16 protein-coding genes are annotated in these 14,682 nt (G+C 33.8%); 13 read left to right on the forward strand and 3 right to left on the reverse strand.

The genetic code is table 11. The features are described 5' to 3' along the window. The first annotated feature begins 75 nt into the window (after positions 1-75). The 6 genes from J8H85_RS06410 (at position 76) to J8H85_RS06435 (ending at position 3,938) form a co-directional block, all read left to right on the forward strand. Positions 76-579, forward strand: coding sequence for a GbsR/MarR family transcriptional regulator (locus J8H85_RS06410; RefSeq protein ID WP_209653740.1), 504 nt, complete (start codon positions 76-78; stop codon positions 577-579). A gap of 50 nt (positions 580-629) precedes the next feature. Continuing rightward, positions 630-995: a DoxX-like family protein gene (locus tag J8H85_RS06415; RefSeq protein ID WP_209653741.1), complete on the forward strand. Its 366-nt coding sequence runs from the start codon at positions 630-632 to the stop codon at positions 993-995. Continuing rightward, entirely contained in the window at positions 995-1,735 is a 741-nt protein-coding gene (locus J8H85_RS06420; RefSeq protein ID WP_209653742.1) for a DUF2071 domain-containing protein, read from the forward strand. The genes J8H85_RS06415 and J8H85_RS06420 overlap by 1 nt, the downstream gene beginning before the upstream one ends. Continuing rightward, complete coding sequence (locus tag J8H85_RS06425) at positions 1,726-2,478, forward strand: class I SAM-dependent methyltransferase (RefSeq protein WP_209653743.1); 753 nt, start codon at positions 1,726-1,728, stop codon at positions 2,476-2,478. The genes J8H85_RS06420 and J8H85_RS06425 overlap by 10 nt, the downstream gene beginning before the upstream one ends. A gap of 636 nt (positions 2,479-3,114) precedes the next feature. Beyond that, on the forward strand, positions 3,115-3,669 hold the full coding sequence (locus J8H85_RS06430; RefSeq protein WP_209653744.1) for a sigma-70 family RNA polymerase sigma factor: 555 nt from the start codon (positions 3,115-3,117) through the stop codon (positions 3,667-3,669). A 2-nt stretch (positions 3,670-3,671) separates the two neighbouring features. After that, the gene (locus J8H85_RS06435; protein WP_245243742.1) at positions 3,672-3,938 is read left to right on the forward strand and encodes an anti-sigma factor family protein; all 267 of its coding nucleotides are present in this window, start codon (positions 3,672-3,674) and stop codon (positions 3,936-3,938) included. On the opposite strand, the gene J8H85_RS06440 is transcribed toward J8H85_RS06435, so the two are convergent. After that, positions 3,931-4,764, reverse strand: coding sequence for a UbiA prenyltransferase family protein (locus J8H85_RS06440; RefSeq protein ID WP_209653746.1), 834 nt, complete (start codon positions 4,762-4,764; stop codon positions 3,931-3,933). The two genes, J8H85_RS06435 and J8H85_RS06440, sit on opposite strands and share 8 nt — an antisense overlap. A gap of 132 nt (positions 4,765-4,896) precedes the next feature. Between J8H85_RS06440 and gcvP the strand changes: the two genes are divergently transcribed. The 5 genes from gcvP to J8H85_RS06465 all read left to right on the forward strand — a co-directional run bounded on the left by gcvP (position 4,897) and on the right by J8H85_RS06465 (position 10,610). Further along, positions 4,897-7,746: an aminomethyl-transferring glycine dehydrogenase gene (gene gcvP, locus J8H85_RS06445; protein ID WP_209653747.1), complete on the forward strand. Its 2,850-nt coding sequence runs from the start codon at positions 4,897-4,899 to the stop codon at positions 7,744-7,746. Between the two features lie 101 nt (positions 7,747-7,847). Continuing rightward, on the forward strand, positions 7,848-8,906 hold the full coding sequence (locus J8H85_RS06450; RefSeq protein WP_209653749.1) for a 3-oxoacyl-ACP synthase III family protein: 1,059 nt from the start codon (positions 7,848-7,850) through the stop codon (positions 8,904-8,906). A gap of 15 nt (positions 8,907-8,921) precedes the next feature. Beyond that, positions 8,922-9,449 carry a methyltransferase domain-containing protein gene (locus J8H85_RS06455; RefSeq protein WP_209653751.1) on the forward strand — a complete coding sequence of 176 codons (528 nt, stop codon included), beginning with the start codon at positions 8,922-8,924 and terminating at the stop codon, positions 9,447-9,449. A 74-nt stretch (positions 9,450-9,523) separates the two neighbouring features. After that, entirely contained in the window at positions 9,524-10,375 is an 852-nt protein-coding gene (locus J8H85_RS06460) for a glycosyltransferase (protein ID WP_209653754.1), read from the forward strand. Between the two features lie 10 nt (positions 10,376-10,385). Beyond that, positions 10,386-10,610, forward strand: coding sequence for a hypothetical protein (locus J8H85_RS06465; protein ID WP_209653755.1), 225 nt, complete (start codon positions 10,386-10,388; stop codon positions 10,608-10,610). Here J8H85_RS06465 and J8H85_RS06470 read toward each other — a convergent pair. Both J8H85_RS06470 and pafA read right to left on the reverse strand, forming a co-directional pair. Next, a complete protein-coding gene (locus J8H85_RS06470; RefSeq protein ID WP_209653757.1) occupies positions 10,603-11,412 on the reverse strand; it encodes a DNA/RNA non-specific endonuclease in 810 nt (269 codons plus the stop codon). The genes J8H85_RS06465 and J8H85_RS06470 overlap by 8 nt on opposite strands. Further along, complete coding sequence (gene pafA, locus J8H85_RS06475) at positions 11,413-13,062, reverse strand: alkaline phosphatase PafA (RefSeq protein ID WP_209653759.1); 1,650 nt, start codon at positions 13,060-13,062, stop codon at positions 11,413-11,415. It abuts the gene before it with no gap. A gap of 107 nt (positions 13,063-13,169) precedes the next feature. Between pafA and J8H85_RS06480 the strand changes: the two genes are divergently transcribed. Beyond that, positions 13,170-13,907, forward strand: a complete 738-nt coding sequence (locus tag J8H85_RS06480) for an MlaE family ABC transporter permease (RefSeq protein WP_209653761.1) — start codon at positions 13,170-13,172, stop codon at positions 13,905-13,907. Next, positions 13,907-14,674 (forward strand): ABC transporter ATP-binding protein, encoded by a 768-nt coding sequence (locus tag J8H85_RS06485; protein ID WP_209653762.1) that lies wholly within the window; start codon positions 13,907-13,909, stop codon positions 14,672-14,674. Before J8H85_RS06480 ends, J8H85_RS06485 begins: the two co-directional genes overlap by 1 nt. Positions 14,675-14,682: the final 8 nt, after the last annotated feature.

Below are 14,682 nucleotides of genomic sequence, written 5' to 3' on the forward strand. Positions count from 1 at the left end.
AAGATAATAAAAATAGTAAACAAAATAAACTTTCAATAATTATTGAAAGTTTAAAAATTATTATATATTTGTACTATGAATTACGAAGAAGCTAAAATAAAATTTATAAGCACTTGGGGAAGTTTAGGTACGCTCTGGGGTATTAATAAAGCCATGGCTCAAATTCAAGCCTTGTTATTTATTTCAACCAAGCCATTATCGATGGAAGAGATTATGGAAGAACTTCAAATTTCACGTGGAAATACAAGCATGAACTTACGCCAGCTAATGGATTGGGGGATTGTAACCAAAGAACTTATTCCAGGTGAACGTAAAGAGTATTTCTCTACCGAAAAAGAGGTACAGGAATTAGCTCGAATTGTTGCAAAAGAACGTAGCCGAAGAGAAATTAAACCTGTAATTAAAGTTTTAAATGAGGTGTCTTCCATTGAAGATGACGGTACCGAAAAAACTAAAGAATTAATTAAGCAAACAAAAGCGCTACACGATTTAACGGAAACCGCAGATGCTATGATTAACAAACTTGTAAACCAACAACAAAACTGGATTACAAAATCATTATTAAAATTATTCACATAAAAAAATTTAAACTATACTTTCAATAATTTCTGAAAGTTTAAAATACAGATATGAATGTAATAAAATATTTTATTGCCACAGTTTGGATTCTAAACGGGCTATTTTGTAAAATCTTAAATTTTGTTCCAAGGCACGAACAAATCGTTTCAAGAATTTTAGGAAGCGAGTATTCTAAACCTTTAACCATATTGATTGGCATTTTTGAAGTGATTATGGCTATATGGATTTTAAGCAATATAAAACCTAAACTAAATGCTGTAATTCAAATAGTAGTTATTGCAACTATGAATATTCTGGAGTTTATTTTAGTTCCCAATTTACTGCTTTGGGGTAGATACAATATTATATTTGCATCCATCTTAATCTTGATGGTCTATTATAATGCATTTTATTTTAACAAAAAAACTTCTTTATAATGCTTTCATTTTTAAAAAAACACCCATTTGCTGTTGAAGCTTTTTTTGAGAGTTCGCTTGTTTTAACATTTGCAATTCCAAAAGAGCAATTACAAGGTTTAATACCTGAATGTTTAGAATTAGATACGTTTCAAGATAAATGGGCTTTTGTGGCAATTGCTATGGTGCAGACAAAAAATTTACGCCCTAAAGGCACTCCTAAATTTATTGGGAATGACTTCTTTTTAATTGGTTATCGTGTTTTTGTTAGATACACTAACACTAAAGGCAAACGCATACGTGGTTTATACATTTTGAAATCGGAAACAGATATGAAAAAAATGACTGTTATGGGTAATATTTTTACTCATTACAACTATAAAACCACCGATATTAATAAAATTATTGAAGCTGATACAATTGAAATTATTTCAAATAGATCAAACTTCAGAATCAAGATAGATAACAATGAAAACCAAAACATTCCTTTACCAAAATTTTCTCCATTTGAAAACTGGAAAGAAGCACGACGTTTCGCAGGACCTTTACCATTTACTTTTACTTACAACAAAACAAAAAAAGAAGTTTTAATTATTCAAGGTGTAAGACAAAATTGGAAACCTACACCTGTAAACGTTATTAATTATGATATTAACTTTTTAAATACATTAAAAACTGAAAAACCAGTTTTAGCAAATGCATTTATAATTAAAAACATTCCATATTATTGGAAAAAAGGAAAAATTGAATCATGGAAATAAAAAGAAAAAAATTTCAAGGTGTTTTAAATATTTTAAGTTTTAATAGGCATTTTTATGTTTGGGGAATGGCTATGCTAACACTAATTATTTTAAGCCCTTATATATTTAAATGGTCTGATCTTTTACTTTGGATTATTATTACTGCATTTATTTATGGTTTATTCATGCCATTAATTGTTTCAGCTATTGTTTATGATTTTTCTGGGTATTATGATTTTAAATGGTTAAATAATTTAAAAAAAACAGATTCAAAAACGAACAAAATAGTTAATATCAACGCTGGTTTTGATGAAACTAGCTTTATATTAAAAAACAATTTTCCCGAATCTGATTTAAAAGTATTTGATTTTTATAATGCAAAACTACATACAGAACCTGCTATAATAAGGGCTAGAAAAGTAAGTTTGGTTTACCCAAATACTCAAGAAATAAAATCGAATACTTTACCTCTTGAAGATAATTCAATAGACATAATATTTTTACTTTCTGCTGCTCATGAAATAAGATTGCATGAAGAAAAAATTCAGTTTTTAAAAGAATGTAGAAGAGTTTGCAAACCCAATGGACAAGTTATTATGGTGGAACATTTGCGGGACCTTACCAATTTTTTTGCTTTCTCAATTGGGTTTACACATTTTTTCTCTCGTAAGGTCTGGAAAAGCGCATTTATAAGTGCAGGGTTTTCAGAATTTACGGAAACGAAATTCACACCTTTTATGTCAATTTTTAATTCTATTCCTTGACACAAACCAAAATTATCATGCATATTCATCTTTACATTATAGGTACACTTTTAATCGTTTTGGCATTAATACATATTGGTTTTCCAAAGTACTTTAATTGGAATGCAGAACTAAACACTTTGAGCTTATTAAATAGGCAAATGATGACTGTTCACACCTTTTTCATTGCTTTAACAGTTTTTTTAATGGGATTGCTTTGTGTAACATCTGCTAATGAAATTATTGACACCAATCTTGGAAGAAAAATAGCTTTAGCCTTTGCTATATTTTGGTCAATAAGATTGTACATACAGTTCTTTATTTATTCACCAAAATTATGGAAGGGTAAAAAATTTGAAACATCAATACATATTTTATTTTCTCTATTCTGGTTCTATTTTAGTCTTGTCTTTTTTATTATTTATTTTAAATGAAAATTGAAAACATGATATTCAAACGGGTTTTGCGTTAGGGATTGCAGCGGCATCCTTTTTTGCTTTAGGCAAAAAAGATATAGCGGAAAGCCCGACCCTTGTGGTAACTCCCAAAAAACAACATGGAGCTTAGTCGGATTTTAGCTTAAAGGGATGAATTGCAAAAGAACAATAATTATTCATTTTTTTACCCTATTTTTGATTAACAAAAAATTGCGCAACAATGCCTAACCATGAAATTAATCCAAATAAATGGATCGATTTATATTCCGATTATCTATTTAACTACACGGTTACCCGTGTGAGCGATAGGGACATTGCGCAAGATTTGGTGCAAGATACTTTTTTGGCTGCATTAAAATCGATGAAAAATTTTAAAGGTGAAGCTAGCGAACGCACGTGGCTCATCTCCATTTTAAAACGAAAAATTATTGATCATTACCGGAAAATCAATTCGAATAAAGGGAAAGCGGAAGTGCGCATTGCTTATAATGACGATAGTGAATCTGAGGGCGATTGGTTAGAAGAACGTGTGGCTGATCCGTTTGATAAAACTGCTGAAGACACCATGCAAAATGAAGAACTTGGTGATGCCATTCTTAATTGTTTAAGTAAATTACCAGAAAAACAAGCTGAAGTTTTTAGAATGAAAACCATTGAAGGCTATGAAACCGAAGTAATTTGTAATGAACTGAATATTACAGCGTCTAACCTTTGGGTAATTATACACAGAGCAAGAACCGCTATGGCAGAATGTTTAAAAGAAAATTGGTTTTGATTATGAGTGATAAAATTAAACTGATGTTGAAATGCAATGAAGCAAATCATGTTTGCGATAAATCGCAATATAAAAATGCTTCTTTATGGGAAAAAATTAAGTTAAATCTTCACTTAATTATCTGTAGAGCTTGCAGAAAATATTCTAAAAACAACGCAAAACTTACCCATACCATTAAAAAGGCAAATGTTGTGTGTTTAGATAAAAAGTGTAAAGAAAACATGAAAAAAGAGTTGGATAAAGCCATTAAAGAAACATCTATCAACTGAACAAAAGCAACATTATTAGCCACAGAATGGGCAAACCTTCTACCCAAAACGAACTGTAATAATTTCCTTGACTCTTTTTAGAGCACACTAAAAACAACCCTGTTATTATTGATATGACTGCAAAAACAATTAATTTGTTTACGCCAACATCGTCCTTAAAAAATTCTAAAAAGAAAAATACGACTAATAATAAAACACCCATAATTTTTGTAAACTTCACGCCTATTTTCTGCGGAATGGTAGCAAGTTTTAAACTATCGTACTTTAAATCCCGTATTTCAAAAGGCAACATCAATACAATTATAAAAACATACCGCTGAAAAGCCGTAAACAGCACATCTGCTTGCATGGGGTATTGATTATTTAACAGGGACAAAAAAACAGTAACTCCGGTCCACACCAATGCAATAAGGTACACTTTTAAACCCCCTACATTTCTTAAATTATTATGGTTATCTATAAACAAATGTTTGGGCAAAAACGGAATGGCATATAAAAATGTTACAAGTCCAAATCCAGCAATATAAATAAGAGTATTCATATTCAATTTAGAAGCATAATAACACATCAATAAAAAGCTAAAAAACGAGAAAATTTGTATGGCTTTCAACCAATTTGCTAAACTTCTGTGGTGAAATTTGGCAATACCAAAATACTTTACAAAATTATAGCCTGTTATAGATGCAAAAAACACAAAAAACAACAAGTTTTCATCATAAAAAATATCGAACTCCAAAAGTGTAATCCACGTTAACGAAAATACCGCTAAAGCCACATGAACACTACTGTTTATGTAGAAATTTAAAAGCTGTTTTAACATCTTCATTTTACAAATTTAAGCAATAGGTTTCGTACAGTGTTAATAAAGCCCTTAAATGGTTAAAAACTTTCCATTATATGCAATAAAACACGTTTTATATTCTGTATTTTTGCGAATTATATAAACAATTTCCATTTAATGAATACAAACGCTTTTGCATTGCGTCATATTGGCCCTAGAGAAGAAGACCAAAAACTTATGTTAGAAACTATTGGTGTTGATTCTTTAGACCAGTTAATTTACGAAACCATTCCAGATGATATCCGTTTAAAAAATGGTTTAAATTTAGATGAACCGATGACTGAGTACGAATATTTGCTTCATATTCACGATTTATCTAAACTAAACAAAGCCTATAAAACTTATATAGGTTTGGGTTATCATCCTACCATTTTACCAGCCGTTATTCAACGTAACATCCTTGAAAACCCAGGTTGGTACACTGCTTACACGCCTTATCAAGCTGAAATTGCCCAAGGCAGATTGGAAGCATTGTTAAACTACCAAACCATGGTGATGGATTTAACAGGTATGGAAATAGCCAATGCATCGTTGCTTGATGAAAGTACCGCTGCTGCCGAAGCTATGAGTTTGTTATTTGCTGTTCGTGAACGTGAGCAAAAGAAAAACAACGTCAACAAATTTTTTGTTTCAGAAAATATATTGCCACAAACTTTATCGTTATTACAAACCAGATCGACTCCTATTGGTGTTGAATTGGTAGTTGGCAAGGAAGAAACTTTTGATTTTTCTTCAGAATATTTTGGTGCAATTTTACAATACCCAGGAAAAGACGGACAAGTTACCGATATTAAAACATTCATAAGTAATGCAAACGATGCTCAAATAAAAGTAGCCGTAGCTGCCGATATTTTAAGTTTGGTAAAATTGGAAGCCCCTGGTAAATTTGGTGCTGATGTAGTTGTGGGCACAACGCAACGCTTTGGAATCCCTATGGGATATGGTGGTCCGCATGCCGCTTATTTTGCAACCAAAGAAGCCTATAAACGTGATATTCCTGGGCGTATTATTGGCGTAACCAAAGATACGGATGGAAACAGAGCTTTACGTATGGCCTTGCAAACCCGTGAGCAACATATAAAACGCGATAAGGCAACCTCAAACATTTGTACCGCCCAAGTTTTATTGGCGGTTATGGCGAGTATGTATGCCGTATATCACGGACCAAAAGGCTTAAAATTTATAGCCAATAAAGTTCATAATACAGCATCAACACTAGCTGCTGCTTTAAAAACCTTGGGGTATACACAAGTAAACACATCGTATTTTGATACACTTCAAATAAAAACCGATTCTAAAAAAATCAAACGTATAGCCAAAGAAAAAAAGGTTAACTTATTTTATCCAGACAAGGAAACGGTTACTATTTCCTTAAATGAAACAACTTCGGTTAGAGATATAAATTATTTAATTTCTGTTTTTGCTGAAGCTGCCGAAAAAGAAACCATCACCATCAGCACTATTTCAGAAAGCGATAATATTTCAGAAACACTAAAAAGAAAATCAGATTTCTTAACGCTTGATGTTTTTAACACCTACCATTCTGAAACCGAATTGATGCGTTATATAAAATCTTTAGAACGTAAAGATTTAGCGTTAAACCATTCTATGATTTCTTTAGGCTCTTGTACCATGAAGCTTAATGCCGCTTCAGAGATGTTGCCTCTAAGCATCTTTAAGTGGGCTAACATCCATCCGTTTGTTCCTAAAAGACAAGCACAAGGTTATCTAACGGTTTTAAAGGAATTAGAAGACCAACTTACCGAAATCACAGGTTTTGCGGCAACTTCTTTACAACCAAACTCTGGTGCGCAAGGTGAATATGCTGGTTTAATGGTTATAAAAGCGTACCATGAATCTCGTAACGAAGGCCATAGAAATATTTGCTTAATACCATCATCAGCACACGGAACCAATCCAGCCACAGCGGTTATGGCGGGTATGAAAGTGATTGTTACCAAATCAACTGCTGAAGGCAATATTGATGTTGATGATTTACGCGAAAAAGCCATTTTGCACAAAGACCATCTTTCTTGCCTTATGGTTACCTACCCATCTACACATGGCGTTTACGAATCTGCCATCAAAGAAATCACTAAGATTATACACGATAATGGTGGTCAAGTTTATATGGATGGTGCCAACATGAATGCTCAAGTTGGTTTAACGAACCCAGGAAATATTGGAGCCGATGTTTGCCATTTAAACTTACATAAAACATTCGCCATTCCTCATGGTGGCGGTGGCCCGGGCGTTGGCCCTATTTGTGTTGCCAAACAATTGGTGCCGTTTTTACCCGGAAACCCCGTTAAAAAAGTTGGCGGCGAAAAAGCCATTACAGCTATTTCAGGAGCTCCTTATGGTTCTGCTTTGGCTTGTTTAATTTCCTATGGCTATATAAAAATGCTGGGAGCTGAAGGTTTAACGGAATCTACCAAGATTGCTATCTTAAATGCCAATTACATCAAACAACGTTTACAAGGAAGTTTTGATACGCTTTATTCTGGCGAGCGCGGACGTGCAGCACACGAAATGATTGTAGATTGTAGACCATTTAAAGCCAACGGCATTGAAGTAACCGATATCGCTAAACGTTTAATGGATTATGGTTTCCACGCACCAACTGTGTCTTTTCCTGTTGCCGGAACTTTAATGATTGAACCTACGGAAAGCGAAAGTAAAGCTGAAATTGATCGTTTTTGTGATGCCATGATTTCTATTAGAAAGGAAATTGATGCTGCTTCTAAAGATGATTACAATAATGTTTTAAAGAATGCACCACATACTTTAGATATGATAACAGCCAACGAATGGCATTACCCATACACACGTGAAGAAGCTGCTTTTCCACTTGACTATGTGCGCGACAACAAATTCTGGCCCAGTGTAAGACGTGTTGATGACGCTTTTGGAGACCGAAATTTAATATGTTCATGCGCTCCTATTGAAGCCTATGCAGAGGCCTAAAAATAGTCGTTGAACATCGTAAAATAGATCAAAAATAAATTTGCCTTTTATTATAAACCCGTACTTTTATAGGTAATTAAAAAAGGCAAATTTTTCTTTTTATGAATATTAAAATTACCGGTACAGGAAGCTATATTCCAGATACCATTGAAAAAAACGATGCATTCCACGAACATACTTTTTTAAACACAGATGGTTCAGCAATTAATTACCCTAACAATGTTATAATTGAAAAATTTCAAGCCATTACAGGTATTGTTGAAAGGCGTTATGCAAAAGACCACCATAACTCATCCGATCTAGGTTTTTTTGCTGCAGAAAGAGCCATAGCAGATGCCAAAATAGACCCTGAAACGATTGATTATATTATTGTAGCACACAATTTTGGTGATGTTAAACATAACACCATTCAAAGTGATATGCTACCAAGTTTAGCCACAAGAATAAAACACAGTTTACGCATTAAAAACCCAAAATGTATCGCTTACGATATTTTATTTGGCTGTCCCGGTTGGATTGAAGGCGTAATACAAGCAAATGCTTTTATAAAAGCTGGGATAGCAAAACGCTGCTTAGTTATTGGTACCGAAACCCTTTCAAGAGTTGTTGATAAACATGATAGAGATGCCATGATTTTTTCGGATGGCGCTGGTGCCACCATTATTGAAGCAACCGAAGATGAAGGCGGTATTTTAGCACATGAAACTGCCAGTTACACCTATGATGAAGCCTATTATTTACATTTTGGAAACTCCAACAACCCCACACTAAGTAAAGATACGCGCTACATCAAAATGGAAGGTCGAAAAATATACGAGTTCGCATTAAATCATGTACCACAAGCTATAAAAACATGTATTGATAATAGTGGCTTGGATATTAAAGACGTAAAAAAGATTTTTATTCATCAGGCCAACGAAAAAATGGACGAAGCGATTTTAAAACGCTTATACAGACTTTACAGAACCGAAATTCCTGAACATATTATGCCTATGAGCATCCAAACACTAGGAAATAGTTCGGTGGCAACCGTACCTACGCTTTTGGATTTAGTTAGAAATAATAAATTAGAAAACCACAACCTTTCAAAAGGCGATGTTGTTATTTTTGCAAGTGTTGGTGCTGGTATGCATATCAATGCTATTGTTTACAAATATTAAAGATTCAACTGTTTAATGTACGAGAAAACTTTTCCTAATAAACGTTTTAAACATACGCTCCAATTTTTAGAGAAACACATAAAAAACTCTGAAACTATTTTAGATTTAGGTGTAGAAAATCCGTTTTCGGATATTATGAAACAACGCGGTTTTAAAGTTGAAAACACCAAAGGGGAAGATTTGGATATGGATACTTCAACCATTGAAAATTCCAACGCTTCCGTTGTTACGGCTTTTGAAATTTTTGAACATCTATTATCGCCATTTACCGTACTTCAGTCTATAAAAACCAACAAATTAGTTGCCAGTGTTCCTTTAAAATTATGGTTTTCTTCAGCTTACAGAAGCAAAACCGATATGCTGGACAGACATTACCATGAGTTTGAAGATTGGCAATTCGATTGGCTGTTAGAAAAAGCCGGTTGGAAAATTATAGATCGCCAAAAATGGACAAACCCAACAAAAAAAATTGGAATACGCCCCATTTTGCGTTGGTTTACACCAAGGTATTACATTGTATATGCCGAAAGAATAAGCAAATAACAATTCTAAGTACCAAACTCCAAAAGATTTCAATTAAAATTGGGATTTGGAATTTAAATATTGAAATTTATAGAATGAACTTTTACATCATCATTCCAGCACATAACGAAGCAAGTTCTATTGGATTAACTTTAGATTCATTGGTCAAACAAACGCTTCAACCAAAACGTATTGTGGTTGTGAATGATAATTCTACAGATGACACACAAGATATTGTTGAAGGATATTCAGCAAAGTATTCTTGGATTCAGTTGGTAAATTCAAAATCATCCAACGAGCATTTACCGGGTTCAAAAATTATTAATGCTTTTTATAAAGGTTACGAAACTCTTGACGAGCATTATGATGTGCTATGTAAATTTGATGCCGATTTAATTTTCCCAACTAATTATTTAGAACAGCTCGCCATCCATTTTACCGCAGACAAGAATATTGGTATGGCAGCAGGATTTTGCTATATTGAAAAAAATAGTTCTTGGGTATTGGAAAATTTAACCCGAAAAGACCACATTAGAGGAGCTTTAAAAGCTTATAAAAAAGACTGTTTTTTACAAATTGGCAAACTAAAACCATCTATGGGTTGGGATACGGTTGATGAATTGCTAGCTAAGTTTTACGGCTGGAAACTTGTAACCGATGCATCGCTGCATGTAAAACACTTAAAACCTACGGGAATTAGCTATAACAAAGCTTCAAAATATTTACAAGGTGAAGCCATGTACAAAATGCGCTATGGCTTTTTCATCACTTTAATTTCGGCTTTAAAATTGGCTTATAAAAAAGGTAGTTTTTCACTTTTTAAAGATTATATAGCCGGTTATTTTAAAGCTAAAAAGGATAATATCGACTTTTTGGTAAGCGAAAAGGAAGGTGAATTTATTAGAAATTTGCGTTGGAAAGGAATGTTTAATAAATTCAAATCTTAAAAACATTCACATGAAAGCGTTCGGATTGACACTTCTTTTTTGCATTGGCATCTACTTTTTAGCTAAAACAACCTTAAAACCTACCGTTAAGGAGGTTGAAACCAATACGGGCAATCTAAACTGCGTACCACCAAATACCTTAGAAGCCAATTCTGGTCATTATGAAGGTTGTTGTATTATTTTGGATAGAACTTCCGTTATCGTTAATCAAAATTTAAAACACAATACTAATTAAAACTCCAATCTTTATAACTGCTAGAAGCTTCCAAGGTATTCTCTAAAGTATCGTCCAATTGTGGAAAAAAATCAATTCCCGTTAGTTTTTCAATAGAATCTACAGAAACCACAAATTCATAAAGTGGTTTATTGGAATTTTCATGAGGCATTAAAAAGGCAATCATTTTTGTTTTTCCCGAATTGTTATCAATCAATACTTTATAAAACTGATTTGGTACTGCTACCCTTTCGCTTCCTATGGTTTTCATGTTTCCTTTTAAAACACCGCCTGTTACCACAAAAACCCCATCGTATTTACTTGCCCAATAACGTATTTTTTGCTCTAAGGTATTCCAAATTCCAGAGTTAAAAGCGTGGTCTTGCGGACTGATATTGCTGGTTAAAAAAGTTTCTTCATATACAAACTTACTGTAACTTCTATCGCCTGCGGGACATAAATGCCCACGGTCGTAACCTGAGTTTTTGTAATTCCTCCAATCGGCAGCACCCGTTTTCACCGCTTTATCAACCTCGAAATAGGGGCGCTTGAAATTGGTATTGGACAAGTGAAATTTCTTTAGCTCATAAGCAACCCACTCCGCTTGCTCGTGTGGCTCGCTATAAGAAAGCGAATAACCTTCATGGTGCACTATTTGCCCCGTAGTACTGGTGGGCAAAAAATATTCGTTGGTGTTTTGTTTAACTTCCTCGCCTTCCGCAACAATTTCTACCTTTTCTTCTACTTTTAAAAAATGTTCATACCCATAAATCCCTAAAACAATAAGAATAGCAATTAATGAGTAAACTGATTTTTTAGTCATCTATCTATAAACAAATTCTAAGGGTTGCCCAATAGCACCGTTTGGAAAGCTAATACCTAATAGTGCAGACATGGTTGGCGCCACATCGGTAATCTCGGTTTTTTGGAAAGTTGCACCATGCTTAATACCTTTTCCGAAGAACAAAAGTGGCACATGGGTATCATAATCGAAACCAGATCCATGGGTAGACCCTGTTTTGCTGTATGAAATATAAGCGGCATCATAAACAAAAAGCACATCGCCAGAACGTTTTTGATTGTGTCCTTTTTGCAACAATGCTTCGATACCCGTTGTAAACGACGTTGAGTTTATAGCGGTTGCCGTATATGCCTTATCTATATATTCATAACTAATAATTTCGTTTACAATCGCTTCTTGAACGTCGTCTAAATCCAAATCGAGCTTATTTATTTGAACTCTATTTAAAAATATCTGATTATTGCTTATGTTTTCAATTAAATCAGTAGCACCAAATTTAGCAAGCATAAATGCACCTAACTTATCTTTAAACGCATTTGTATCTACATAACCCGCTGGTATTTTTACGCTTTTTAAATATGATGGAACATCTACGGCAGCATGATCTGCAGTTAAAAATACTGTATATGCACCTTTTCCAACCTTAGTATCTAGCGCATTAAACAAACGTTCTAAATCCTTATCTAAACGAATATAAGTGTCTTCAATTTCTTTTGAGTTTACTCCGAATTTATGCCCTACATAATCGGTACTGGAAAAACTTACTGCAAGCACATCGGTATCGGCATCTTGCCCTAATTGTTCCCCTGATAGGGCTGCTATGCCAAAATCTGCCACAATACTATTACCGTATGCGGTTGATTTAATAATATCGAAACCTCCATTTTCATCTTTTAGAGCAGCCAAATCGTATGGGAAAGTGGCTGTTTCTTTTCCTTTAAATGTACCCTCAAAATCATTCAAATCACTACCACTTTCTATATATGTTGAAATATCATAAAGTGTATTCCAAGGTTTCAAATACGATTCTGCAACTTTTGAATTATTGAATTCATTCACCCAATTAGGTAAATCAGTCATATAAAACGTACTCGTTATAAAATCGCCTTTATCTTTTCCGTAAAACCAATAAGCTGCATTGGCCGTATGGCCTGCTGGCAAAATAGCACCTCTATCTTTTATGGAAATACCAATTGTTTTTCCTCGCATTTGGGTAAACAAACGGTTTTCATCTGAAAAAGTAGTAGCTTTCATTCGGTGTGGAGACATTTGTCCGTCTTCGGTAACGGCACCAACAGCTTGTACACTATCATCACCCGCACAATACACACTTTTTTTAATTTCTTTATCGTACCAATCATTTCCTATAATACCATGATATTTTGGTGTAGTACCCGTATAAACCGAAGCATGACCAGGACCTGTATAAGTTGGCACATAGTTGTAATGGTTGTTTTTACAGTTAAAGCCTTCGTTCATCATGCGTTTAAAACCTCCTTCGCCATACTTATTGTAAAAACGCGTTAAATAATCATAACGCATTTGGTCTACCACAATACCTACCACTAATTTTGGGTTATTAGCATTTTGTTTTGATGCCACCTTGCTTTGGGCATTACCAAAAAGCGTTAAATTAAACGCCAGTAAAACATAAACAACATTTTTTATCATAACTATTCATTTAATAATTCAAAAATACTGTTTTTAAAATATCTTTAATTTAAAATTAAAGTTAAATCCCAGTAACTTTTTTTACTTTAGCACTATTAAAATTGATTATGACCTATCTACATAATATTGGTGCTTATTTTTTAATGATTGCTGAAATGTTTCGCAAACCAACCAAATGGTCTGTGATGAAAAACTTAATATTGAAAGATGTTGATGATTTGATTATTGGCTCATTAGGTATCATTGCTTTTATATCGTTTTTTGTTGGTGGTGTTATCACTATTCAAACGGCTTTAAATATAGACAACCCGTTAATTCCTAAATATTTAGTGGGATTTGCGACCAGACAATCGGTAATTTTAGAATTTGCACCTACTTTTACATCCATAATTATGGCTGGAAAAGTAGGGTCATTTATTACATCCAGCATAGGTACGATGCGTGTAACGGAGCAAATTGACGCACTGGAAGTTATGGGCATTAACTCATTAAACTATTTAGTGTTTCCTAAAACCGTTGCTTTAATGCTGTATCCGTTTGCTATTTCTATTGGTATGTTTTTAGGTATTCTTGGTGGTATGGCAGCTTGTGTTTATGGTGGTTTTAGTTCGCTTGAAGACTATATTTATGGCATTCAAACCGATTTTATTCCATTCCATATTACTTATGCCTTTATAAAAACCTTTGTGTTTGCTTTTGTGCTAGCAACCATTCCCGCGTTTCATGGCTACTATATGAAAGGTGGCGCTTTAGAAGTTGGTAAAGCTAGTACCACATCGTTTGTTTGGACCAGCGTTGTAATAATTCTTTTAAATTATTTCCTAACCCAAATGCTTTTAAGTTAATGATAGAGGTTAAAGATTTACATAAGTCGTTCAATGGTGTTGAAGTTTTAAAAGGCATTAGTACTACGTTTGAAAAAGGAAAAACCAATTTGATTATTGGGCAAAGTGGTTCAGGCAAAACCGTATTTTTAAAATGCCTTTTAGGATTGTTCGATTATGAAGAAGGGACTATTGCTTACGATGGCAAGATTTTTTCAAAATTAACAGAAGACGAAAAACGAAATGTACGGGGTGAAATTGGCATGGTATTCCAAGGAAGCGCTTTATTTGATTCGATGACGATTGCCGAAAATGTAATGTTCCCGTTGCGAATGTTCACAAAACAAAGCAAAAGCGAAATGCAAGACCGTGTAGATTTTGTTTTGAACCGTGTAAACTTACAAGACGCCCATAAAAAGAAACCAAGCGAAGCTTCGGGTGGTATGCAAAAACGCGTTGCCATTGCTAGAGCTATTGTAAACAACCCAAAGTATTTATTTTGTGATGAGCCAAACTCTGGTTTAGACCCCAAAACCTCTATTGTAATTGATGACCTTATTAAAGAGATTACCGAAGAATATAATATTACTACCGTAATAAATTCGCACGATATGAACTCGGTAATGCAAATAGGTGAAAAAATTGTATTCCTTAAAAACGGGTTAAAAGCTTGGGAAGGCTCTAATAAAACCATTTTTAAAACAGACAACGACGTGGTAACAGATTTTGTTTATTCTTCTGAATTAATGAAAAAAGTACGCCAGATGTATATTGAAGAAAGGCAGTAACAACTTTT

The sequence above is a fragment of the Mariniflexile gromovii genome (assembly GCF_017814435.1).
GTDB classification, from domain to species: domain Bacteria; phylum Bacteroidota; class Bacteroidia; order Flavobacteriales; family Flavobacteriaceae; genus Mariniflexile; species Mariniflexile gromovii.